The organism is Zhihengliuella alba (assembly GCF_039538765.1).
GTDB lineage: Bacteria > Actinomycetota > Actinomycetes > Actinomycetales > Micrococcaceae > Zhihengliuella > Zhihengliuella alba.
In genome coordinates this window covers 48,854-72,179 of sequence record NZ_BAABCJ010000007.1, presented here as the reverse complement: position 1 = coordinate 72,179, position 23,326 = coordinate 48,854, and the positions used below count along the sequence as shown (strand labels likewise).

Sequence of the window (23,326 nt, the reverse complement as noted above, 5' to 3'; positions counted from 1 at the left end):
CGGGCCGGCGACTATTCCCCGGTGTGCCGGGCGTCACCCGCGTCCACGGGGCCGGCCGTGGTGGTGCGCTCCACGTCGGCGGCGGAGAGGCTGCCCGTCGTGTCGGCCGGACGCTCCGAGCGCTCGCCAGCGTTGACGGCGATCTCGAGCCGGTTGCCCTCCGGGGGCCGCGGGCAGACCGCGAACTGCGAGAACGCGAACGGGTAGAACAGCGTCCGGTTGAAGTCGATGGTCACCGCCCCGTCCTGGCCCGGCTCCGGCACCGTGACGAAGCGCCACTCCGGGGTGGTGTCCCCGTTGGAGGCGTCGTGGAACGCGACGGTGAGGGAGCCGTCCCGGTTCCGCTCGGCGGCCAGTCGATGCGGGAAGGCGGCCGGCATCTCGAAGACGATCTCTCCGGCGAGCTCCTTCTCCAGCCGGGTGTCCGGCCGGTAGGTCCCGACCTGGACCCGCTTCGGCTCCGGGTAGGGCTCGAAGCGGCCGGGCACCACCCAGGCGGGGTTGTAGTGGAAGGTCGGGACGCCGTCGAACGCGTCCAGCTGGGGGCTCCGGCGCGCGTGCGTGCGGATCATGTAGCGCCCGCCGCGCACGCCGAGCTCCACGACGGTCTCCTGGCCGGTGACATCCCGGGTGCGCAGCCAGTCGACGGACTCGCCCTCGTCGAGCGCGCGGGTGAGCCGGTCGGTGACCGGCCGGCCGTCGTCGTGCTCGAGGACCTCGGTGCCGTCGGGCTCGAAGACCGCGCCGTCGGGGCCGGCGCCGAAGCGCCCGGGGACCAGCTCCACGGGGGCGGGGGCCGACGGCAGCCACTGGTAGCTGGTCAGCGTGAGCCAGCCGAACTCGGTCGCCAGAGCCTCCTCGCGGACCTGGTGCCACTGCTGCCAGGCGGCGCGCGAGGGGGAGGGGGAGGGCAGGGTGGAATCCTGAGCCGTTGCATCCTGAGCCATGGTTCCAGCCTACGCCCGGGGACCCCCACGGCGCTTCGCCCACGTCAGCGCGCCGGCGAGAAGGCCGCCGATGACCGCCCCGAGGACCAGCGAGGCCAGCGTCGCGGCCCAGGTCGGCCAGCCGGTGACCGACTGGGTGAGGTAGCCGAGCAGCATCATCCACGCTGCCCAGAGTCCGGAGCCGAGGGCGGCCAGCGCGAGGAAGGGCCGCAGCCCGACGCCAGCGATGCCGGCGGCCGCCACCGACGCCGTCCGGCCCCCGGAGACGAAGCGCAGGCCGAGCAGCGAGGCGTAGGTGGCGTCGCGGCCCAGCCGGTTCATGACCGCCACCGTGTTGCGGTGGATCCAGCGCCCGGCCCGGAAGCGGTCCAGCCACCCGGTCAGGCCCCGCCGGAAGACCCAGTAGAGCCCCAGGTCCCCGGCGAGGCAGCCGGCCGCGGCGGCCAGCCAGGCCCAGAGGGCCGAGAGCCGCCCGTCGGCGGCCAGGGGGCCGGAGCCGAGGACCAGCAGCTCGGAGGGGATGGGCGGGAACGCGGCGTCGAGCGCCACGAGCACGAAGGTCGACGCGTAGTACCAGAGGCCGCCGCCCTCGAGGCCCAGGGGACCCGCGCCGGGGTCGGTCACGTGGTGCTGCCGCCGGGGGCCTCGCTGAGCCGCAGGCCTGACTCGAACCGGCGGCGGTCGCCGGTGAGCGGGTCCGGGAACTCGATGCTGCGGGCCAGCAGCTGCAGGGGGCGCCGGTAGTCGTCCGGGGCCTTGTCCAGCAGCTCCGGGTAGAAGACGTCGTTCAGGATGCCCAGGCCGAGGGAGGCCATGTGGACGCGCAGCTGGTGCGTCTTGCCGGTGTGCGGCACGAGCCGGAAGTGGGCCACGGGCAGGCCGGCCCGGTGGCCGCCGCTGACGCCGGTCCCGAGCAGGCCCACCGCCGACTCGGCGTTGGCCGGCCCGTCCTCCAGGTGCACGCGCAGCTCGCCCTTGGTCTTCCGGATGCGGCTGCGCACCAGGACCGGGAAGTCCCGGAAGCGGCTCCCGGCGGCCGCCCCGTCTGCCCGGGCGTCGGCTCGAGCGGGGAGCGCGCTGACGCACTCGTACTCCTTGCGGACGGTGCGCCGTTCGAACATGGTCTGGTAGGCCCCGCGCGTCTCGGCGCGGACCGAGAACAGGATGACGCCGGCCGTCGCCCGGTCCAGCCGGTGGATCGGCGTCAGCTCCGGCAGCCCGAGCCGGTTGCGCAGCCGCACGAGCGCCGATTCCTGCAGGAATCCGCCGCCGGGCGTCGTGGGCAGGAAGTGCGGCTTGTCCACCACCAGCAGGTCGCGCTCCTGCGCCAGGACCCGTTCCTCGAACGGGATCGGCGTCTCCGGCGGCAGGGTCCGGTAGTACCAGACGAACTCGTGGGCGCCGAGCGGCGTGGCGCGGGACAGCGGCGCGCCGTCGCGGGCGACCACCTCGCCGTCGTCGAACCGTTGGGCGATCTCCGCCGGGTCGATGTGGCCGAAGCGGGCCACCAGGTGCTCCAGCACCGTGGCCTGTCCGCTCCGCGGGGTCTCCGGCAGCCGGAGCCGGGTTGCGCCGACGCCGTTGCGGACGGGGAGGGGAGACTTCATGGCCACCGTCCCAGTGTCCCACGGGCACGGTGCGACGCCGCCCCGCGGGCCGTCCGGTGGTCGGGGCGGCCCAGTGGTCGGGGCCCCGGGGTGGCCGCGGGCCATCCGGTGGCGGGCGCGGAGGGGCGGGCCCCTAGTCCGCCTCGTGCTCCTCGGCCTCCTCGTTGAGCTGGCGCCGCTGCCGCGCCCGGCGGCTGTAGGTGGCCTCGCGGATCGCCGCGTCGCTGTCGAAGTTGGAGCCGAGCGAGCCGGCCATCGTGCCCAGCGACGCGGCGAGCCAGGACAGCGTCGCGTAGTCGCCGACGCCCACCGGATGCTCCAGCTGGGACTCGAGGTAGCCGGCGTCGACGATGGTGATGGAACCGGCGAACAGCACCGTGAACAGGACCGCGTACATGAACGCCACGGAGAGGACCACGGTGATGACCGTCGCGGTGTTGTCCAGGGCCGCCTGGTTGGACGCCGAGCCGACACCCACGCGCGCGGTGCCGGACTGCTCGATGCTGGCACTCCGGGTCCACAGGTTGTTGCGCACGATCAGCCAGATGCTCAGCGTCAGCACGGCGACGACGCTGATGAGGAGCAGCCGCCGGGACGGCAGCGCGTCGGACATGTTCCAAATGCTCGTGTAGAAGATGCCGAAGGCGCCGGCGGCCGCCGCGGTGGCGATGCAGGTGGAGAGCGCCGTGAGCAGCCGGCCCGGCCGGTTGTTGCGGATCATGCCGGCCAGGAGGCGCAGCCGGCTCACCGGGGAGTCGAGGGTGACGAAGACGCGCCCGTCGTGGTCCTCGTGGTGGGCGGTGCGGACCCCGGGGGTCCGGATGTTCGACGCTCGGCGCTCGTCCTCCGGAGCCTGGCGCTCGTGCAGCGTCAGCGCCAGATCGGTGAGGAGGGTCCGCAGGCGGGCCGTGAGCCGCCAGAAGCCCAGCGCCGGCAGCGAGAGCAGGGCGGCGTTCGTCTCGTTCTCCAGCTCGTACGCCAGCGGCTGGCCCTCGTACGTGCGGGGCAGGTCGGTGACGTAGATGATGTAGTCCCAGTCCCGCTCGGCGAGCAGGGCGGAGGAGCGCTCCATCAGCGGGATGTCGCCGTCGCCGGTGAGCGGCAGGGCGCCCCGCTCGACCACGACGGTCCAGCCGTCCCGGTCGAACTCGGCCAGGTTCTCCTCGACGGCGGCGCGTGCCTGCCGGGAGATGATCTCCGGCAGGCCGGGGTCGGCCATCACTCCCACGATGGGCATGGTTCGGTTCCTCGCTTCGCTCCAGTCGGGCACCGCAGGCGCGGCGCGGACGCCCGCGCGCCGGCCGGCGGGCGTCCCTGGTTCACAACGTACGCGCCCGGCCGCGCCGGGGCGAGATGCCCCGGCGATCCGCAGCGAGCTGGGAGTGCACCGCCAGCTGACGCCCAGCCGGCGACCTGGCCGGGCGCTAGGCCGCGGGATCCGGCTGGCACGTCCGGCACACGTACGCGTCCCGGTCCTGCTGCAGCTTCGCCGGCCCGATGCGCAGCAGGTCCAGGGGCGTCCCGCAGCGGAAGCACGGCCGGCCCGCCCGTTTGTATGCCCAGTACGGCTCCCGCAGCTCGGCCGGCGTGGTCTTGCGCCGCTCCCGGTCCCGGTTGGCGTGCAGCATCAGGAAGCAGCGCTCGATCAGCCGGGGCAGGTCGGGGACCTCGCCCACCGGCGTCAGCGGGTGGACCCGGCACACGAACAGGGCCTCCGACCGGTAGATGTTGCCCACCCCGGCCATGTTCCGCTGGTCCAGCAGAGCCAGCCCGACGGCCCGCTCGGGCGCCTGCAGCATGCGCTCCCGCACCTCGTCCGGGTCCCAGTCGCGCCCCAGGGGGTCCGGGCCCAGATGGCCCACCGCCTGCGGCTCCAGCCGCGAGGGGAAGAGCCGCAGGAACCCCAGGTCCACCCCGATCGCCTCGAACGTCGAGTTCGTCAGCACGCAGCGCACCTTGTGCCCGGCCACGCGCCAGCGCTCGCCGGGCGCGTACACCTCCCAGCGGCCGTCCATCATGAGATGCGTGTGCATGGTCAGCAGCTGGGCCGGGTCCGCCCCGATCCGGATCAGCAGGTGCTTGCCGCGGGCGCACACGGAGTCGACCGGCCGCCCGGCCAGATCCACCGTGGCCACCTGCGGCACCCGGAAGTCCGTCTTGGTCAGCACGTGGCCCGTCAGCGCAGCATCCAGCATGCGCGCGGCCCGGTGCACGGAATCACCCTCAGGCACGGAATCTCACCCCATTCGGCGCCGCGTAGAACCCGGCGGCACGTAGCGCTTGCGCCAGCGGCGTCCCGAGGACCGGGACCCCGCTGACCTTCTCGACAGAAATCTTCTCCACCCGGGCGGCGCGCAGTCCGCGCACCAGGGCCTCGGCGGCCGCGGCGAGCTCGGCCGGGTCCTCCGTCCAGGCCAGGACGGTCCGGCCGCCGCGCTCCACGTAGAGCGCCAGCGCCCCGTTGACCAGCACGACGACGGCCCCGGCCTTCCGGCCCGGGCGGTGCCGCGGCGCGTCCTCGCCGGCGAACGACGGCGCCGCCGGCCACCCGAGCGCCGCCCCGTACGGGTTGGCCGGGTCGGTGGCGGCGAGCGCGACGGCGAGCGGGGCCCGGCGCGCGGCCTCGGCGCTGTACTGCAGGGCGTCCGGCCCGGTGACGTCGTCCCCGAGGCCGGCCCGGCCGCCCGAGCCGACGTGCGCGCGCAGGCGGTCCACCGTGGCCGAGAGCGCGAACTGGGCCGCGCCGAGGTGCTCGATGAAGTAGCCCCGCCGGATGTGCCCGGCCTCCTCCAGCCGCGCCAGGACCCGGTACAGCAGCGCGAACCCGCCCGGCACCTCCTCGGACGCGACCGGTCCCCGGGTGAGGACCCCGTAGCGGTCCAGCAGCAGCTCCGCCGTGGCGTGGGCGCGCAGGGTGGCGTCCGGCTCGGGCGCCGGGGCGAGGGACCAGCGCCCGGCGGCCCGGGCCTGCTGCGCGGGGGTCAGCACGCCGGTGGTGACCGCCTGCGCGTCTCCGCCGTCGGGCCCGCCCGCCCCGGTGCGCAGGCCGGTGCGCAGGCCCGCGCTGCTGCCGCCCTCGAGCCGCCCGCGCAGACCGGACCGCAGACCGAGGCGCGAGGGCCGGGCCAGGCGCGAGCGCGGCGTCGAGGCCCGCGCCTTGTGGGCGGTGCGGCCGCCGTCGAGCAGCCCGCGGACGGGGGCGAACGTGTCGTTGGTCAGGCGCCCCGCCCAGAACAGCTCCCACAGGGCATCGAGCAGGTCCGGCTGCGGCACGCCCGGGTGCGCCTCGGCCAGGTGGCGGAAGAAGTACGCGCCGCCGGTGGAGAGGGTGGAGAGGACCGCGTCGCGTGCGGCCGACGGCGCCTCCGCCGCCTCGCCGACCTCCGCCGCCTCCCCGGACTCGTCCGCCTCGCTGGTGCCCGGTCGGTCGGCTCGTGGGGCGGTCCGTGGCGCGGTCTGAGGGGCGGGCGCCGGGCCGGGGGCCCCGTTGACGGTGAGCTCGGCGGTGCCGGCCGGGTGCAGCGCGACCCAGCCGTCGTTGCCGCTGAGCGCCCCGGCGCCGGTGAGCAGCACCTCGCCGGAGGAGAGCAGCTCGTCCAGCAGCCCGGGCCGGTAGTCGGCCACCCGGGCGGGCAGGATGTGGGTCTCCCAGGCGCTTGCCGGCGCCGGGTACCCGGCGAGCTGCTCGACGACGGCCGCCACGCCGTCCGCCCCGCGCAGCTGCGGCGCGGCCGTCTCGCCGTCGCCCACGAACTGCCACGCCGGCAGGAACCGCGCGTACGTGGCCGCGTCCACGGGCTCCACCTCGGCCCGCAGGGCGGCCAGGGAGCGGCGGCGGATCCGGCGCAGGACCTCGGCGTCGCACCACTCGAGTCCCGCGTCGCCGCCGCGGTGCTCCGCCGGCAGCAGCTCCCGCGGCCGGAACTCCCCGTCCAGCACGCGCCCGGACTGGGCCAGCCGCTGCAGGGTCGAGTGCACGACGGCGACGCCCAGCCCCAGCCGGCCGGCCGCCTCGGCGGAGGCGAACGGGCCGTGCGTGCGCGCGTACCGGCCCACCAGGTCGCCGAGCGGGTCCTCGACCGGCTCGACGAAGGCCAGCGGCACGCCGATGGGCAGCGGCACCCCGAGTGCGTCGCGCAGCCGGGCCGCGTCCTCGATGGCCGCGAAGACCTCGCGCCCGGCGACGTTCACGCGCAGGGCGCGCACGCTGCGGACCAGCTCCTCCGCCCAGGCTCGGGCCGTCGCCACCGAGGCGTGGCCGCCGTCGTCGACCCCCTCCCCGTCCGGGCTCGCGTCCTCGGCCCCCGCGTCGTCGGCCCCGGCGTCGTCGGTCGACTCCGTCGAAGGGGCGCCCCCCGCCGGCTCCGTGTCGGTGGCCTCGCCGTCCGGCCGCAGCCGCAGCGCCAGCTCCTCGGCGGTCAGCGGACCGAGCAGACGGAGCAGGTCGGCGGCCCCCTCCACGCCGCGCAGCCGGCGGTCGGGCGCGGTCCGCTGCAGCTCCGCCTCGGTGCGTCGGATGACGTCCGGGTCCAGGAGCTCGCGCAGCTCGCTGCGGCCGAGCAGGTCGTTGAGCAGCGTCGGGTCCAGCGAGAGGGCCGCGGCCCGGCGCTCGGCCAGCGGCGAGTCGCCCTCGTAGAGGAACTGCGCCACGTAGCCGAACAGCAGCGACTGGGCGAACGGCGACGGCTGGCGCGTGGTGGTCTCGGCGATCCGGATCTCCCGCCGGCCCACCGCCGCGGCGACGTCGCGCAGGGCGGGGACGTCGTAGACGTCCTGCAGGCACTCGCGGGCCGTCTCCAGGATGATCGGGAAGGTCGGGTACTTCTTCGCCACGTCTAGCAGCTGCGCGGACCGCTGCCGCTGCTGCCACAGCGGCGTCCGCTGGCCGGGGTTCTGCCGGGGGAGCAGCAGCGCCCGGGCCGCGCACTCGCGGAACCGGGACGCGAACAGCGCCGACCCGCCCACTTCGCGGGTGACGATGTCGTCGAGCTCCTCCGGGTCGAAGAGGAAGAGGTCGGCGCCCGGTGGCTCGTCCTCCATCAGGGGCACCCGCAGCACGATCCCGTCGTCGGAGGCCATGGCGGCCCCGTCCAGCCCGTACCGCTCGCGAAGCCGGGCGCCGACGGCGAGCGCCCACGGTGCGTGGACCGGCATGCCGAACGGCGAGTGCAGGACCACCCGCCAGTCGCCGAGCTCGTCCTGGAACCGCTCGACGACGAGCGTCTGGTCCGACGGGATGCTGCCCGTCGCCTCGCGCTGGGCCTCCAGGTAGGCGCGGACGTTGGAGACCGCCCACGGGTCCAGGCCCGCGGCGGACAGCCGGGCGACGGCGTCGTCCTCGCCGAGGGCGGCGAGCTCGCGGCGGGCGCGCCCGACGGCGTAGCCGAGCTCCACGGGCCGGCCGGGCCCGTCGCCATGCCAGAACGGCAGCTTGCCCGGCTGGCCGTAGGCGGGGGTGACGATCACGCGGTCGTGGGTGATGTCCTCGATCCGCCAGCTGGTGGCCCCGAGCGCGAACACGTCGCCGACCCGCGACTCGTAGACCATCTCCTCGTCCAGCTCGCCGACGCGCTTGGCGCCGGACTCGTCGCCGGCGAGGAAGACGCCGAAGAGCCCGCGGTCGGGGATGGTGCCGCCCGAGGTGACCGCGAGCCGCTGCGCGCCGGGGCGTCCCTCGAGCGTGCCGGCATCGCGGTCCCAGACCACGCGGGGACGCAGCTCCGCGAACTCGTCGGAGGGGTACTTGCCGGCGAGCAGGTCCAGCGTCGCCTCGTAGGCGGAGCGCGGCAGGGCGGCGAACGGTGCGGACCGCCGGACGACGTCGTACCACTCCTCCACGTCCACCTCGCCGAGCGCGGCGGCCGCGACCGTCTGCTGGGCGAGGATGTCCAGCGGGTTCTGCGGGATCTTCAGCGGCTCGATCGCGCCGCGGACCATGCGCTCCACCGTCACCGTGGTGTCCAGCAGGTCGCCGCGGTGCTTGGGGAAGAACACACCGCGGGACTCGGCGCCCACCTGGTGCCCGGCGCGGCCCACGCGCTGCAGGCCCGAGGCCACCGAGTTGGGTGACTCCACCTGGACCACCAGGTCCACCAGGCCCATGTCGATGCCGAGCTCCAGCGAGCTGGTCGCCACCACGCAGCGCAGCCGGCCGGACTTCAGCGCGTCCTCGATCTCGGCGCGCTGGTCCTTGGAGACGGAGCCATGGTGGGCGCGGGCCAGCACCGCCGGGGCGCCGGACGTCTGGCCGGCCTGGGCCATCATCTCTGCGGGCGTGCGGGTCGGGTCCGAGCGGGCCGCGGCGCCCTCGCGCAGACCCTCCCAGGCGGAGGCCCAGCCGCCGTCGGGGTCCGCGTCCGTGCACGCGTCCGCGTCCGAACCGGACGGGGCGCCGGCGGGCGCGGCTGGCCGGGCCGCCTGCTGAGCCGCCTGCTCGGCTGCCTGCTCGGCCGCGAGCTGCAGGCGCTCCTCGTGGATCTCGTTCAACCGGCCTGTCAACCGCTCGGCGAGCCGGCGCGAGTTGGCGAACACGATCGTCGAGCGGTTCGCCTCGATCAGGTCCACGATCCGCTCCTCGACGTGGGGCCAGATGCTCGCCTGCGGCTGCAGCCCGGACGCGGGCCCCTGGTCGTGCGCCGCGGCCGCGGCGGGCAGGTCCGTCATGTCCTCCACGGGGACCGTGACGGTCAGGTCCCACTTCTTGGTGGACTCGGGGGCGACCACCGTGACCGGGCGCGTCCCGCCCAGGAAGCGGGCCACCTCCTCGCGCGGCTCCACGGTGGCGGAGAGGCCGATCCGCTGCGCGGGCCGGCGCAGGAGCGCGTCCAGTCGCTCCAGCGACACCGCCAGATGGGCGCCGCGCTTGGTCCCCGCGACGGCGTGGACCTCGTCGACGATCACCGTGTCCACCGCGCCGAGGGTCTCGCGCGCCCGGCTGGTGAGCATCAGGAACAGCGACTCCGGGGTGGTGATGAGGATGTCCGGCGGGTTGGTCTGCAGCTTGCGGCGTTCGCCGGCGGGGGTGTCGCCCGAGCGCACGCCGACCCGGATCTCCGGTGCCGGCAGGCCCAGCCGCGCGGCGGTCTGCGTGATGCCGATGAGCGGGCTGCGCAGGTTGCGCTCCACGTCCACCCCGAGCGCCTTGAGCGGCGAGATGTACAGGACGCGCGTGGCGCGCTTCTGCCGCTGCCGGGCCGTGGACGACGGCGTCGCCTCACCCGCCGTGGGCGCCGGAGCCTGTGCCGGTGCCTGATCCTGTCCCGGTGCCTGAGCGTGTGCTGGCGCCGGAGCCTGTCCCGGTGCTGGTGCTCGCGCCGGGTCCGGCGTCTCGTCGCGGGTGTGCCGGACGAAGGAGTCCAGGGCCCAGAGGAAGGCGGAGAGCGTCTTGCCGGATCCGGTCGGCGCTACCACCAGGGCGTTCTCGCCGCGGCTGATCGCCTCCCACGCGCCGGCCTGCGCTTGCGTGGGCGCGCTGAACGCGCCCTCGAACCAGTCGCGGGTCGCGGGGCTGAACCGGGTCAGGACTGAGCGCGATATGGCGCGACCTCCAGCCCGGCGGGTCCTGGTGAGGCGGCCCCCGGTGCGGCCGGGACCCGGAGGGCGTCCATCCGAACGCCGACGCCTGCGGTGGCGGCATCGAGGGCGGCATCGTGCGTCCCGGTGTCACGGCGTGCCGTGCGGGCCGGGACGGCCGAGCGTGCGTTGCGGTGGAACATACTCTTCACCTCGCTGGGGGCCTGCGCTGAAGGTTTTGCTCACTAGTGGTTTTACCGTACCCGAAGCTCCGGTCCGGCACGCCGTGTTGCGCGACCGCTCTCCCTGTTTCTCGGGATGCGGCCACGGGGTGTGACTACGGGGTGCGACTACGGGGTGCGGCTAGGGGAAGCGGCTACGGGGTGCGGCGCCCGGCCGAGGCCCTGACCGACGCGGCGCACCGGCGCAGGCAGGCGCGGGCCGATCGGGCAGCGGCCCGCCCCTGGCGCGCCGCGGCCCGGGCCACCGCTGCTGCCCGGGGCCGGATCCGCTCCGGCAGCAGTGAGGCGATCCTCCGCCCGATCCTCCACGCGCATCGGGAGGCCGCGCGCCGGGGATGCCCCGGGAACGCGCCGGAGCCCGCGGTGGCCACCGGGGGAGCGGCCGGGGCAGCGGCGGTGGCAGCCCCTGCGGGCGCGGGAGCGGTAGCGGCACGATCGGTGGCGGCAGGCGGCGCGTCGGTCGGGCCCGGCGCTGCGGACGCGGGCGCCGCGGCCTCCGTCGGCGGGAGGGCGGCTCGCGCCTCCTTGAGGTCCTCGAAGGTCAGGCCGCCGCGGAAGCCGAGGCGCCCCAGCGCCGCCGCCCAGTCGCCGCGCGCCCCGGCGACGGTCTCGAGGATGGTGCGATTGACGCTCTTCGGCGGGGGTACGTGTCCCATCCCCCAGTCGTCGGCGAGGACCAGCAGGTCCGCGGTGTCCTGCACCGCCAGCATGAAGTGGCTCAGGTGCCGCCAGAAGTGCCGGCCGTCGCGCAGGTTCTGGACGTAGCCGATGGTCACGTCCCCTCGGCCGGCATACGTCTCGCGCAGGTCGCCGGAGATCCGCTCCGTCAGGGCGGTCCGTGCAGCGGCGAGGTCGGGGGCTCCGAAGGCGGAGCGGCCGTAGGACAGGACGTCGACGTCGGAGAAGTCCCGGAGGATGATCTGCGGGTTGACCGGCACCGCCAGGGAGCCGGGGAAGTGGGCGGCGTAGAGCAGGGCGGCGAATCCGCCCGCCGAGGTGCCGAAGAAGGCCAGGTGCTCCGCCGCCAGCCCCTCGACCACGTGCCGCAGGACGCCCGGCAGATCCTGCTGGAGCGGCTGGCGGCTGTTGCCGGAGAACCAGCCGATGTTGAGCTCGTCGTCGAGCTCGAGGCTCGGGTCCGCCACGCAGACCACGTTCACGTCCAGCCCCCGCGTCACGCCGAGGCCGCTGAAGACCGGCAGGGTCTGCATGTTGGGGGAGAGTGCCGAGTGGAAGAGCACGAGCGTCGTGTCGGCGCCCGGGCGCCGCTGGACGAGCAGGTCCAGGGGCGAGCCGTGGTAGTCGATCGTCAGGATCCCGTCCGGGACCGGGGCGGCCAGGAACTCCGCGACGGAGCCGAAGCTGTGGTGCGGGAGGTCGGCGAAGCGGGTGAGGTCTCTGCGCGGCATGGCGTCTTTTCTAGCGGGCCCGACTGGACGGATTCTGTGAGGCGGTCAGACGTGGTGGTACGGACGGCCGCCCGAGATCTCCTGCGCCCGGTAGAGCTGTTCGGCGAGGACCAGCCGCACCAGCTGGTGCGGGAACACGAGCTTGGACAGGCTCCACACGAAGTCCGCCCTCCGATGCACCGAGTCGTCCACACCGTAGGCCCCGCCGATGACCACGGTGACCGGCCTGGCGGTGTCGAACTGCTGCTGCAGGGTCCGCGCGAGCGTCGGCGAGTCGACGTTCCGCCCGCGCTCGTCGAGCAGCACCACGTAGTCCTGGGCGGCGATCCGCCCCAGGAGCCGCTCCGACTCCTCCGCCCGGGCCGCGTCCGCCTCCCGCGACGAGTGCGGCAGGAGCTGCCAGGCGACGTCGTACGGCTTCTTCATGCGCTGCCCGTAGCGGTCGATGCCCTCGCGCACCCACGACTCGTGCTTCTTGCCGATCGCCAACACCCGTATTGCCATGGGTCCAGTCTTCCATCGAGGGCCGGCCATCCAGGAACGGACGGCCGGCCCTCCGTGGTGCCGTGGGACGGTGGACGGAGGTGTCTACCGCGCGAGCTCGCGCTCCGGATCGCCGTCGGGGCGGCGTCCGTCGTCGCCGGTCCCCGTCGCGTCGGCGCGCGCTGTGTCGACCGTCGGGAGGGCCCCGGTCTCCGGCGTCCAGCCGTCGGCGTACTCGCCCTTCCCGTAGTCGTAGTCCACCGGATTCCCGTCCTCATCGGTGCGCTGGTACCACTCCGTGACCTCGTCGGCGTAGGAGTCGAACTCGGAGCCGGCGCCCTCGCCGTCGGGAGCCTTCTCGACCACCAGGGCGAAATCGTCGCCGTGCTCGTCGATGCCGCTGCGGACCGCGTTCTCCAGGGCCGTCATCCCGTACTCGCGGCGGATGGCCGCGGGGTCCGTCTGTAGGTCCCGGAAGAAGGCCACCATCATCAGCAGGAGGATCACCGAGAACGGCAGGGCGGACACGATGATCAGGTTCTGCAGGCCGCTCAGGGCATCGCTTCCGCCGACGAGCAGCATGACCACCGCGATGCCCATCATGGCCAGACCCCAGAAGACCGTGACCTTCTTGTCCGGGGCCGGGTTGCCCCGCTGGGAGAGCGTGCCCATCACCAGGGACGCGGAGTCGGCCGAGGTGATGAAGAAGACGGCGATGCAGAACATGGCCACGAACGGCGTGATCTCGCCCAGCGGCAGCGCGTGCAGCACGTCGAAGAGTAGGTCCTGCGGCGAGGACTCCGAGGTGATCTGCGGATTCCCGTTGGCCCGCAGCCACATCGTGGCCCCGCCGAAGGTGCCGAAGGCCAGGACGCAGACCATGAACGGGACGGCGAGCGTGGCCAGGAAGTACTGCTTGAGCGTGCGGCCGCGCGAGATGCGGGCCAGGAAGATGCCGACGAATGGCGCCCACGAGGCCCACCAGGCCCAGTAGAAGACCGTCCACGACTCGGAGAAGGCCGCCGCGTCCGGACCCCAGGACGCGCTGCGGCCCATCATCTGGAAGAAGTCGGTGAAGTACTGCATGACCGCCGACGGCAGGAAGTTCAGCAGGAACAGCGTGGGGCCCGCCACGAAGATGAACAGCGCCAGGCAGAACGCCACCGTCATGTTGATGTTGGAGAGCCACTTGATGCCCCGGCCGATGCCGGACACGGCGGACGCGACGAAGGCGATGGTGAGGATGGCGATGATCGCGACCAGCAGCCCGTTGCCGAGCCGGCCGATCCCGGCGACGATCTCCACGCCGCGGCCGATCTGCAGCGTGCCGATGCCCAGCGACGCCGCCGTGCCGAAGAGCGTCGCCACGATCGCGAGCATGTCGATGGTCTTGCCCTGCCAGCCGGCGACGCGGTCGCGGCCGAAGATCGGCGTGAAGATGGAGCTCATCAGCGGCACCCGGCCGCGGCGGTACGCACCGTAGGCGACGGCGGCGCCCACGAGGGAGTACAGCGCCCAGGCATGGAAGCCCCAGTGGTAGAGCGTCTGGGCCATGCCCTTGTGCATGGCGTCCAGAGTCTCCGGGTCCGTGCCGACGCCGGGCGCGGGGCTCATGAAGTACAGCAGCGGCTCGTAGGGCCCGAAGAAGAAGATCCCGATGCCCACGCCGGCGGAGAACATCATGGAGATCCACGAGAACGTCTTGTACTCGGGTGCCTCGCCGTCGCGGCCGAGCGGGATGCGGCCGTAGCGGCTGAAGGCGAGATAGAGCAGGAAGACGAGGACGATGGCCACCAGGAGGTTGAACAGCCACCCGGTGTTGTGGACGACCCAGCTCAACGCGGCCGCGGAGACGGCTGCGAGTGAGGCCGTGTTGGTCACGCCCCAGATGATGAAGGCGACGATCAGCACGGCGGCGACGCCGAAGACCGCCTTGTCGGTCCCGTAACGGACGCGCTGCTCGTCGACGGCGATGCCCGGCACCAGCCCGGGATGGATGTCGTGCGGGTAGCTCTCCGCCGCCTCCGGGCGCCCGGAACGGGTCGCGGCGGTGGGCTGGACGGGGTGGTCGGTTGGCCGTGGTGCGTCCACGGTGACTCCTCGGATCGGGGACAGGTCAGTCCGGCGGCCCGCACGCTGGCGCGGGGCACGGCGTAGCTCTGCGGAGCCTCGCAGGATCCCGGTGAAGGGCGCGGTACCGGCCCCTCGGGGGCTTCCGCGCCGGACAAGCCCCAGACCCTAGCAGTGATCCATGCCACGGGATTAGCCCAGCCGCCGACCCGTGGCGGTCGCCGACGCGGCTGGATCCCCGCCGGGCCGGGGGTCGAGGCGCGGATCGACGCGTCATCGTTATCACGCATAGAGGTGATGCGGATCACGGCCCGCGCCGTCGCGGGGCCCCGGTGCCGGCCGGTCAGGCGGCCGGTGCCGGGCCGACCGAGCCGCGGGCCACGAGCACCGGCGCCAGCGCCGTGTGCTGGCGCTCGCCGGAGGGCTCGTCGATCTCGCCGGCGAGCCAGTCGATGAGCAGCCGTCCCTGCTCCGCCGGGTCCTGCTGGACCGTCGTGAGGTCGAAGGCCGCGGCGTGCGGGTGGTCGTCCACGCCGACGACCGATACGTCCGCCGGGACGGACAGTCCCGCCTCGCGGGCGGCGAGCACGTAGCCCATGGCGATCTCGTCGCTGGCGGCGACGACGGCCCGCGGGCGGTCATCGGCGGCGAAGGCGGCGGCGGCGTCCTCCTTGGCCGCGGCGACCGTCGGCAGCAGAGCGCGCCGGGGGCGGGGAGCGAGTCCGGCGCTGCGGAGCGCGGAGAGATACCCGGCATGGCGGGCCTCCTCGGCCACGTACATCGCCAATGGCTCCTCGGGCCGCCCGCCGGCGAAGAGGATGTCCCGGTGGCCCCGGCCGAGGAGGTGCTGGGTGGCCAGGCGGCCGGCGGCCTCGTCGTCCAGGCACCAGGTGCGGATGCCCGGGGTCGGGCCGCCGATGGCTCCGACGGGGATGCCGAGGTCGCGGAGTGCCCCGACCTCCCGGCGGGTGAGGGCGAAGTTCGCGGAGAAGACGGCGTCCACATGCCGCCGTCTGCGGAAGTGGTCGAACGCCCGGTCGCGGTGCTCGCCGTGCTCGCCGAGCTCGAAGAGCAGCAGGTCGAAGTCGTGCCGCAGCGCCGCATGGGCGATGCCCCGGATCAGCGTGGCCGTGTACCAGGTGTCGAAGGCGGGGACGATCGCGCCGATGGTCCCCGTGCGCCCGGTGGCGAGGCTCACCGCTGCGGGGGAGGCGACGTAGTGCAGCTCGGCGGCGATCCGGAGGACGTGCTCGCGCGTGGCGGCCGAGACGCGGCCGTCGGAGAGGGCTCGGGAAGCGGTGGACTTGGACACGCCCGCCCGCCGGGCGACGTCCGCGAGGGTGACCATGAGGTCGTCTCTCCGATCTGCTCGAACGGCGCCGACCGCGGAGGGCCCCTCCCGCCCCGTCGTGACCGAACCGTAGCCGAAAACCTTGAACGAACCCTTGGGAGTCCGTGTGATCTACGTTACGGTACCAGTGGAACCGGTTGCACGGGCGGCTGGTCAGCGTTCCGATGGCATTTCGATCACAGGAGTTCACGTGAAGCACACACATCGCAGAGCCGCGTTGTCGTTGGGGGTGGTGGGCGCCGCGTCGCTCGCCCTGACCGGCTGCGTGGGGGACACGGATCCGCAGGCCGGAGGTGATACGGACTGCGCCCAGTACGAGGAGTACGGAACCTTCGAGGGCGAGACCGTCTCGGCCTACGGTTCGATCATCGACGTCGAGGCCGACCTGCTGAACGAGTCGTGGGCCGATTTCGAGTCCTGCACCGGGATCGACATCGAGTACGAGGGCTCGGGGGAGTTCGAGACGCAGATCAACGTGCGCGCCCAGGGTGGCAACGCACCGGACCTGGCCTTCTTCCCGCAGCCCGGGCTGCTGGCGACGATGGTCGCCCAGGAGCATCTCGTTCCGGCCGCGGAGTCGGTCGAGGCGAACGTCGACGAGTTCTGGAGCGAGGACTGGAAGGGCTACGGCACGGTCGAGGACGAGTTCTACGCGGCTCCGCTGATGGCCAACATCAAGGGCTACGTCTGGTACTCGCCGGCCTTCTTCGAGGAGAACGGCTACGAGGTGCCCACGACGCTCGACGGGGTGGACGAGCTGACGGAGCAGATCGCCGCCGACGGCAACAAGCCGTGGTGCGTCGGCTTCGGCTCGCAGGAGGCCACGGGCTGGCCGGGGACGGACTGGCTGGAGGACTACGTGCTCCGGCTCCACGGGCCCGAGGTGTACGACCAGTGGGTCAACCACGAGATCCCGTTCGACGACCCGCGCATCGTCGAGGCCCTCGACCGCGTCGGCGCGCTGATCAAGGACCCCGACTACGTCAACGGCGGCTTCGGCGACGTCTCGACGATCGCCGGCACCGACTTCGGCGAGGCGGGCCTGCCGATCCTCGACGACGAGTGCGCCATGCATCACCAGGCCTCCTTCTACGCCGGCTTCTGGCCGGAGGGCACGACCATCGCCGAGGACGGCGACGTCTACGCCTTCCTGCTGCCGGGGGTCGAGGAGGGAGCACCCGCGGTCACCGGCGGCGGCGAGCTGGTCGGCGCCTTCCGCGAGTCGGAGGCCATCACGGCCGTCCAGACGTTCCTCGCCTCGGACACCTGGGCCAACGAGCGGGTCTCCCTCGGCGGCGTCATCTCGGCGAACAGCGGCGTGGACCCGGCTGCGGCGGAGACCTCGGGCCAGCTCCTCGTCGACTCGATCGAGATGCTGCAGAACCCCGAGACCTCGTTCCGGTTCGACGGATCCGATCTCATGCCGGGCGCAGTGGGCGCCGGGTCGCTGTGGAAGGCCATGGTCGACTGGATCAGCGGCGCCGAGTCCGAGACCGTCCTCAAGCAGGTCGAGAGCAGCTGGCCGTAGATCGAACCCGCGGGCGCCGGGACTGCCCGGCGCCCCCTTCAGCTTCGATGGGCGGGCGGCACGAGCCGTCCGCCCATCGAAGAACGGAGACAACATGACCTCACTCGACCTCATGGGGAAGATCCTCCAGTTCGCGACCGGCATCGCCGCGTTCATCGCCGTCTTCGGACTGATCCTCTTCTTCCTCGACCGCAGTTCACGGGGGCGCAAGGACTTCATCCAGCTCGCCCTCTTCCTCGGCCCGGCCATGCTCCTGCTGGCCATCGGCCTCGTCTACCCGGCGATCCGCACCAGCTTCATGGCGTTCACGGACCGGACCGGTGCCTTCAACGGCATGGACAACTTCGTCTGGATGTTCACGCAGCCGCAGGCCCTGAACACGCTGTGGAACACGGTCCTCTGGGTGCTCCTGGTGCCGACCGTCTCCACCGTCGTCGGGCTCGTCTACGCGGTCCTGATCGACAAGTCCCGCGGCGAGAAGTACTACAAGATGCTCGTCTTCATGCCGATGGCGATCTCGTTCGTCGGGGCCAGCATCATCTGGCGGTTCATGTACGCCTACCGTTCCCCCAGCCGGGAGCAGTACGGCCTGGTCAACCAGGTCATCGTGTGGCTCGGGGGAGAGCCGCAGCAGGTCCTGCAGAACTCGCCCTGGAACACGCTCGCACTGATCGTCGTCATGATCTGGATCCAGACGGGCTTCGCGATGGTGGTCCTCTCCGCCGCGATCAAGGGAGTGCCGGTCGAGCAGCACGAGGCCGCCGAGCTGGACGGCGCGTCCCCGGTCCAGCGGTTCTTCAACGTGACGGTGCCCGGGATCAAGTCCTCGATCGTCGTCGTGGTCACCACCATCACCATCGCCACACTCAAGGTCTTCGACATCGTGCGCACGATGACCGGCGGCAACTTCGACACATCGGTGGTCGCCAACGAGATGTACACGCAGGCCTTCCGCGCCGGTGAGCCGGGCCGCGGTGCGGCCCTGGCGCTGATCCTGTTCCTCATGGTGACGCCGATCGTGGTCTACAACATCCGCGTGCTCCGGAAGCAGAGGGAGATCCGATGACCCAGGTAGCCGTACCCACGCCACCCGTCGAACGGGGCCAAGTGGAGGCCAAGGCGGGCCGCGTCAAGAAGCGGGTGACCTCGCGCGTGGCCTCGGTGATCGCGCTGATCATCGCCGTGCTGTGGACCATCCCGACGTTCGGTCTCTTCCTCTCCTCGTTCCGGGAGCCGGACCTGATCGAGTCCACCGGTTGGTGGACCGTCTTCCAGAATCCCGGGTTCTCGCTGCAGAACTACCAGGAGGTCCTCCTCTCCGGGTCCGCTTCCGCGCCGCAGCTCGGGGAGTACTTCATCAACTCGCTCTTCATCGCGATCCCGGCGACGCTGTTCCCCCTGGCGCTCGCGGCCATGGCCGCGTACGCGTTCGCGTGGATCAAGTTCAAGGGCTCCTCGACGCTGTTCATCCTCGTCTTCGCCCTGCAGATCGTCCCGCTCCAGCTGGCACTGATCCCGTTGCTGCAGATGACGGTGGCCTTCCTGCACCCGGCGATGCGCTCGATCAGCGATGTCATCCCGATCATCCCCGACCAGCAGTACCTGCCCGTCTGGATCGCGCACACGATCTTCGCGCTGCCGCTGGCGACGTTCCTGCTGCACAACTTCATCTCGGAGATCCCCCGCGATGTCATCGAGGCGGCCCGGGTCGACGGCGCGGGGCATGGGCAGATCTTCCTGAAGGTGGTGCTGCCGCTGGCGATGCCGGCGCTGGCCTCCGTGGCGATCTTCCAGTTCCTCTGGGTCTGGAACGACCTGCTCGTGGCGTTGGTGTTCTCCTCCGGCACGCCGGACACGGCGCCGCTCACGCAGCGACTGGCCGAGCTGGCCGGCTCGCGCGGGCAGAGCTGGGCGCGCCTGACCGCCGGTGCGTTCGTCTCCCTGGTGGTGCCGCTGATCGTGTTCTTCTCGCTCCAGCGGTACTTCGTCCGGGGCCTGCTCGCGGGCTCGGCGAAGGGGTAGCCCGCACCCGCAGAAGAGCACACGAAGAAGGCCCCGAGATGAGATCTCGGGGCCTTCTCGGCTGGCGGTGACGGTGGGATTTGAACCCACGGTACGGGGTTACCGTACACAACATTTCGAGTGTTGCACCTTCGGCCGCTCGGACACGTCACCAGACTGGACTACTGTACCGGAGCGCGTCCGATCCGCTCAAATCGGCACTCCCGTGCTGTCCGACGCGCCAGTCGCGGCGCCAGCGGGCCCCGGATCGGGCCCGGGTCAGCGCATGTCCCGGAAGAAGGAGCGCAACAGGTCGCCGCACTCCTGCTCGCGGACGCCGGCATGGACCTCCACGAAGTGGTTGAGCCGGGGCTCGCGCAGGACGTCGAACACCGAGCCGGCGGCCCCGGCCTTCTCGTCCCAGGCGCCGAACACGACGCGCGGGATCCGGGCCAGGACGATGGCGCCCGCGCACATGGCGCAGGGCTCCAGGGTCACCACGAGCGTGCAGTCCGTCAGCCGCCACCCGTCGTCGTTCCCCGTGCCCCGCAGGGCGGCGGCGGCCGCGCGGATCGCCTCGACCTCGGCGTGCGCCGTCGGATCGCCGTCGGCCTCGCGGCGGTTGCGCCCCTGCGCGATGACCGACCCGTCCGGGCCGAGGACGACAGCGCCGATCGGCACGTCCGCTGTCGTCAGGGCCGCCCGGGCCTCGTCGAGGGCGAGGCCCATCCACGCATCGTGGAGGGAGGCGCGCGAGATCACGCCCCCAGCCTAGTGGAGCGGCCCTCCCTGCACGGGTCCCTGCTGGTAGTTTTGGAGCATGCGTGTACAGGTTGTGGACCACCCGCTGGTCGCCCATAAGGTCTCCGTCCTCCGCGACAAGACCACCCCCTCGCCGGTCTTCCGGCAGCTGACCGACGAGCTGGTGACCCTCCTGGCCTACGAGGCGACGCGGGAGGTCCGCACCGTCGAGGTCGAGGTCGAGACGCCCGTGGCGACGACGACCGGCACCGCGTTCGCCAAGCCGACGCCGCTCGTGGTGCCCATCCTCCGGGCGGGCCTCGGCATGCTCGAGGGCATGACGCGGCTGGTGCCGACCGCCGAGGTCGGCTTCCTCGGCATGGCCCGCGACGAGGAGACGCTCAACATCGTCACCTACGCGGAGCGCCTGCCGGCCGACCTGACGGGACGCCAGGTCTTCGTTCTCGACCCCATGCTCGCCACGGGCGGGACGCTCATCGAGGCCATCAAGTTCCTCTTCGACCGCGGGGCCGACGAGGTCACCTGCATCTGCCTCATCGCCGCCCCCGAGGGGCTGCAGCGGCTCAAGGACGCCCACGGCGGGGTCGAGCGCCTGCACGTGGTCCTCGCCTCGTTGGACGAGCGCCTCGACGAGAAGGCGTACATCGTGCCGGGCCTCGGCGACGCCGGCGACCGCCTCTACGGCCTGGCGCACTAGCCAGCCACCCAGCCACCCGGTGCCCGGGCGCCCGGGTCACCGGGCCAGCGGCAGCCGCACCTCGAACCGGGTCCAGCCCGGCGAGCCGACATCCGCGGGCCGGCTGTCGACGTCGATGCCGCCGCCGTGCGCCTCGACGATCGCCTGCACGATCGGCAGCCCCAGGCCGGTGGTGCCCTCCCCGCCCGAGCGTGCGGCATCGGCGCGGGCGAAGCGCTCGAACACGTGCGGCAGGAAGTCGGCGGGGATGCCCGGGCCGTCGTCCACCACGGAGAGCGCCGCCGTCGTTCCCTCGGAGGCACCGGCCGCCGCGATGCGGAGGGACACGGTCACCTCCGTCCCGTCCGGTGTGTGCTTGCGGGCGTTGGAGAGCAGATTGGCCACCACCTGCCGCAGCTGCGCGGTCTGTCCGCGCACGACGACGGGGTCCGGCGGCAGCTCGAGGCGCCACTGGTGCCCCGGAGCGGTCACCCTGAAGTCCGCCGTCTCCTCGGCGACGAGCCGGGAGAGGTCGACGTCGTCGTCGGGGGTCGCCGGAGCGGAGCCGCCGCGCGCGGAGTCGAGGCGGGCGAGCAGCAGCAGATCGTCCACCAGGGAGCCCATCCGCCGGCTCTGCTCGACCACCCGGTTCATGCTGGCCCGTCCGTCGTCGCTCAGGTGCTCGGTGGCTCCGACCAGCTCCGCGTAGCCGCGGATCGCGGCCAGTGGCGTGCGCAGCTCGTGCGACGCGTCGCCGACGAACCTGCGCAGCTTCTCCTCCGAGTGCTGCCGGGCCTGCAGCGCCGCGGCGACATTGTCCAGCAGGAGGTTCAGGGCCGCCCCCATGGTCCCGGCCTCCGTCCCCGGGACGGCGTCGACGGCCCGCACCCGGTCCGCCAGCTCCACGGGACCGGCCTCCAGGGGCAGCCGCGCGGCGCCGTCCGCCACGGACGCCACCCGCTCCAGTGGTTCCAGCGAGCGGCGGACGATCAGCGAGCCGACGAGTCCCGTGCCCGCCAGGCCCGCCGCCGATACCAGGGTGATGGTCCACGCGAGCTGGCCCAGGGTCGACTGGACGGGTGCGGTGGGCAGCCCGGTGACCAGCGTGGTGCCGCGCAGGTCGAGTGCGACCACGCGGTAGCCGCCGATGCTGAGCTGCAGGGAGTGCGCGCGTCCGTCCGCCGGCGTCTCCAGCAGGGCCTCGGCGTCGTCCGCGGACAGGGCCGAGACCGTGCGCCGTTCACCCGTGGTGGAGTCCAGCACTCCACCGACTCCGAGCCGGTCGTCGAGCAGCAGGAAGCTCAGGGTGCCCGACGCCTGCCCGGGAGCCCGCAGGGGATCGGCCTGGCCCGACTGCGAGAGGTGGGCGGCCGAGCGCTCGGCGGCCTGGGCGACGTCCTGGTCCAGCCGATCGTGCAGCTGGCTCGACATCGCCGAGTAGGTCACGACGCCGATGCCCAGGCAGACGAGGGCCAGCATGCCGAGCAGCGCCATCAGCATGCGCGAACGCAGGGAGAGCGGGCGCGGCGGGGCCGGGGGAGGGGACGCCGGGCGCGGCGGGGTGCCGTGCGCGTGGGTCACGAGGCGGGCTTCAGGACGTAGCCCGCGCCGCGGACCGTGTGGATCAGCGGTTCGCGGCCGGCGTCGATCTTCTTGCGGAGGTAGGAGATGTACAGCTCCACGATGTTCGCCTGGCCCCCGAAGTCGTAGTCCCACACGTTGTCCAGGATCTGCCGCTTGCTCATGACCCGGCGGGGATTCTCCATCAGGAACCGGAGCAGATCGAACTCCGTCGCCGTCAAGGCGATCGACTCGCCGCCCCGGCGGGCCTCGCGGAGGTCGAGGTCGAGCACCAGGTCGCCCACGACGAGCTCAGCGGCGTCGCTGGCGGCCACGCCGGAGCGCTCCACGAGCCGGTGCAGGCGCAGCAGCACCTCCTCGAGGCTGAAGGGCTTGGTGACGTAGTCGTCGCCGCCCGTGGCGAGGCCCGCGATCTTGTCCTCCTGCGCGTCCTTGGCGGTGAGGAAGAGGCAGGGCAGGTCCGGCAGCAGCGCGCGGGCCCTGCGCAGCACTTCCGGGCCGTCGAAGCCGGGCAGCATCCAGTCGAGGACCAGGACGTCCGGGGTGAACTCCTTGACCAGCGCGACGGCGCCGGGCCCGTCCGCGGCGGTGCGCACGTCCCAGCCGAGCATGCGGGTGCCCATGCTCACGAGTTCGGCCAGCGACGGCTCGTCGTCGACCACCAGGGCCCGGACCGGGGTGCCGTCCGGGTGCTGCAGCCGCGGGAGCTGGTGCGGCGCGAAGTGTTCGGGATTCATGGTCCAACTGTGCACCCGGTACGTAGGGCGGATCTAGGGCCGGGCTGTGACGCGGCTGTGAAAGCGGCGGCACGGCGCCAGGGCCGAGTCAAGCGGCGGGGGCTGGGAATCTGCCGTGTGAACAGCTGAATACTTGTGAATAGTTATACAAGGATGCTCATAAAGATCTATCGATGGACCCTCGGCACGGCTGAGTGTCAGTGGGAGGGGCGTTGAATGCACAATCTGTCCAGTGGCAATTCCGTCCAGTGCCGATGTGCTCAGAGTGATCATCGTCACAATCGACCCGTTTCGTCTCAAATACTGAACAGTAGCGAGGAATATTACTTGCGGGTTCGCTTAGAGCCCCGTCACACTGAGTGGTGTGATCGTCATAGACGGCCGACGGGCGGGCTCAACGCCCCGGCGGACGGGCTTGGC

17 protein-coding genes and 1 tRNA gene are annotated in these 23,326 nt (G+C 72.7%); 4 read left to right on the top strand and 14 right to left on the bottom strand.

What is annotated here, in order from left to right:
- Positions 1-11: 11 nt before the first annotated feature.
- The 10 genes from ABD784_RS13065 to ABD784_RS13020 all read right to left on the bottom strand — a co-directional run bounded on the left by ABD784_RS13065 (position 12) and on the right by ABD784_RS13020 (position 15,618).
- Complete coding sequence (locus tag ABD784_RS13065) at positions 12-947, bottom strand: DUF1684 domain-containing protein (protein WP_344885514.1); 936 nt, start codon at positions 945-947, stop codon at positions 12-14.
- A gap of 9 nt (positions 948-956) precedes the next feature.
- The gene (locus tag ABD784_RS13060) at positions 957-1,571 is read right to left on the bottom strand and encodes a DedA family protein (protein WP_344885511.1); all 615 of its coding nucleotides are present in this window, start codon (positions 1,569-1,571) and stop codon (positions 957-959) included.
- A complete protein-coding gene (locus ABD784_RS13055; RefSeq protein ID WP_344885508.1) occupies positions 1,568-2,554 on the bottom strand; it encodes a pseudouridine synthase in 987 nt (328 codons plus the stop codon). The genes ABD784_RS13060 and ABD784_RS13055 overlap by 4 nt, the downstream gene beginning before the upstream one ends.
- 133 nt (positions 2,555-2,687) lie before the next feature.
- A complete protein-coding gene (locus ABD784_RS13050) occupies positions 2,688-3,791 on the bottom strand; it encodes a hypothetical protein (protein ID WP_344885505.1) in 1,104 nt (367 codons plus the stop codon).
- 187 nt (positions 3,792-3,978) lie between these two features.
- Positions 3,979-4,785 carry a DNA-formamidopyrimidine glycosylase family protein gene (locus tag ABD784_RS13045; protein WP_344885503.1) on the bottom strand — a complete coding sequence of 269 codons (807 nt, stop codon included), beginning with the start codon at positions 4,783-4,785 and terminating at the stop codon, positions 3,979-3,981.
- Positions 4,778-10,090 carry an Lhr family helicase gene (locus ABD784_RS13040; protein WP_344886200.1) on the bottom strand — a complete coding sequence of 1,771 codons (5,313 nt, stop codon included), beginning with the start codon at positions 10,088-10,090 and terminating at the stop codon, positions 4,778-4,780. Before ABD784_RS13040 ends, ABD784_RS13045 begins: the two co-directional genes overlap by 8 nt.
- Positions 10,091-10,442: 352 nt before the next feature.
- A complete protein-coding gene (locus tag ABD784_RS13035; RefSeq protein ID WP_344885500.1) occupies positions 10,443-11,717 on the bottom strand; it encodes a hypothetical protein in 1,275 nt (424 codons plus the stop codon).
- A 45-nt stretch (positions 11,718-11,762) separates the two neighbouring features.
- Complete coding sequence (locus ABD784_RS13030; RefSeq protein WP_344885497.1) at positions 11,763-12,221, bottom strand: 23S rRNA (pseudouridine(1915)-N(3))-methyltransferase RlmH; 459 nt, start codon at positions 12,219-12,221, stop codon at positions 11,763-11,765.
- An 84-nt stretch (positions 12,222-12,305) separates the two neighbouring features.
- Positions 12,306-14,291 carry a BCCT family transporter gene (locus ABD784_RS13025; RefSeq protein ID WP_344885494.1) on the bottom strand — a complete coding sequence of 662 codons (1,986 nt, stop codon included), beginning with the start codon at positions 14,289-14,291 and terminating at the stop codon, positions 12,306-12,308.
- Between the two features lie 322 nt (positions 14,292-14,613).
- Positions 14,614-15,618, bottom strand: a complete 1,005-nt coding sequence (locus tag ABD784_RS13020) for a LacI family DNA-binding transcriptional regulator (RefSeq protein ID WP_344885491.1) — start codon at positions 15,616-15,618, stop codon at positions 14,614-14,616.
- Positions 15,619-15,811: 193 nt separating this feature from the next.
- On the opposite strand from ABD784_RS13020, the gene ABD784_RS13015 reads away from it, so the two are divergent.
- From ABD784_RS13015 to ABD784_RS13005, 3 genes are all read left to right on the top strand, one after another.
- Positions 15,812-17,149, top strand: a complete 1,338-nt coding sequence (locus ABD784_RS13015) for an ABC transporter substrate-binding protein (RefSeq protein ID WP_344885488.1) — start codon at positions 15,812-15,814, stop codon at positions 17,147-17,149.
- A 94-nt stretch (positions 17,150-17,243) separates the two neighbouring features.
- Positions 17,244-18,215: a carbohydrate ABC transporter permease gene (locus tag ABD784_RS13010; protein ID WP_344885485.1), complete on the top strand. Its 972-nt coding sequence runs from the start codon at positions 17,244-17,246 to the stop codon at positions 18,213-18,215.
- Positions 18,212-19,171 (top strand): carbohydrate ABC transporter permease, encoded by a 960-nt coding sequence (locus ABD784_RS13005; protein ID WP_344885482.1) that lies wholly within the window; start codon positions 18,212-18,214, stop codon positions 19,169-19,171. The genes ABD784_RS13010 and ABD784_RS13005 overlap by 4 nt, the downstream gene beginning before the upstream one ends.
- 62 nt (positions 19,172-19,233) lie before the next feature.
- Here ABD784_RS13005 and ABD784_RS13000 read toward each other — a convergent pair.
- Positions 19,234-19,324, bottom strand: a tRNA-Ser gene (locus tag ABD784_RS13000).
- Between the two features lie 105 nt (positions 19,325-19,429).
- Positions 19,430-19,912 (bottom strand): tRNA adenosine(34) deaminase TadA, encoded by a 483-nt coding sequence (tadA, locus tag ABD784_RS12995; RefSeq protein WP_344885479.1) that lies wholly within the window; start codon positions 19,910-19,912, stop codon positions 19,430-19,432.
- 58 nt (positions 19,913-19,970) lie between these two features.
- Between tadA and upp the strand changes: the two genes are divergently transcribed.
- On the top strand, positions 19,971-20,609 hold the full coding sequence (gene upp / locus ABD784_RS12990; protein ID WP_344885476.1) for a uracil phosphoribosyltransferase: 639 nt from the start codon (positions 19,971-19,973) through the stop codon (positions 20,607-20,609).
- A 36-nt stretch (positions 20,610-20,645) separates the two neighbouring features.
- Here the strand turns inward: upp and ABD784_RS12985 are convergent, their stop codons facing one another.
- Both ABD784_RS12985 and ABD784_RS12980 read right to left on the bottom strand, forming a co-directional pair.
- Entirely contained in the window at positions 20,646-22,169 is a 1,524-nt protein-coding gene (locus tag ABD784_RS12985) for a sensor histidine kinase (RefSeq protein ID WP_344885474.1), read from the bottom strand.
- Positions 22,166-22,906, bottom strand: a complete 741-nt coding sequence (locus ABD784_RS12980; RefSeq protein ID WP_344885472.1) for a response regulator transcription factor — start codon at positions 22,904-22,906, stop codon at positions 22,166-22,168. Before ABD784_RS12980 ends, ABD784_RS12985 begins: the two co-directional genes overlap by 4 nt.
- Between the last annotated feature and the right edge of the window lie 420 nt (positions 22,907-23,326).

Excerpts from the sequence above, each read along its gene's own strand:
- ABD784_RS13005 (WP_344885482.1), top strand. The coding sequence starts at position 18,212 with ATGACCCAGGTAGCCGTACCCACGCCACCCGTCGAACGGGGCCAAGTG.
- ABD784_RS13010 (WP_344885485.1), top strand. The coding sequence starts at position 17,244 with ATGACCTCACTCGACCTCATGGGGAAGATCCTCCAGTTCGCGACCGGC.
- ABD784_RS13050 (WP_344885505.1), bottom strand. The coding sequence starts at position 3,791 with ATGCCCATCGTGGGAGTGATGGCCGACCCCGGCCTGCCGGAGATCATC.
- ABD784_RS13020 (WP_344885491.1), bottom strand. The coding sequence starts at position 15,618 with ATGGTCACCCTCGCGGACGTCGCCCGGCGGGCGGGCGTGTCCAAGTCC.
- ABD784_RS13035 (WP_344885500.1), bottom strand. The coding sequence starts at position 11,717 with ATGCCGCGCAGAGACCTCACCCGCTTCGCCGACCTCCCGCACCACAGC.
- ABD784_RS12980 (WP_344885472.1), bottom strand. The coding sequence starts at position 22,906 with ATGAATCCCGAACACTTCGCGCCGCACCAGCTCCCGCGGCTGCAGCAC.
- ABD784_RS13055 (WP_344885508.1), bottom strand. The coding sequence starts at position 2,554 with ATGAAGTCTCCCCTCCCCGTCCGCAACGGCGTCGGCGCAACCCGGCTC.
- upp (WP_344885476.1), top strand. The coding sequence starts at position 19,971 with ATGCGTGTACAGGTTGTGGACCACCCGCTGGTCGCCCATAAGGTCTCC.
- ABD784_RS13065 (WP_344885514.1), bottom strand. The coding sequence starts at position 947 with ATGGCTCAGGATGCAACGGCTCAGGATTCCACCCTGCCCTCCCCCTCC.
- ABD784_RS13030 (WP_344885497.1), bottom strand. The coding sequence starts at position 12,221 with ATGGCAATACGGGTGTTGGCGATCGGCAAGAAGCACGAGTCGTGGGTG.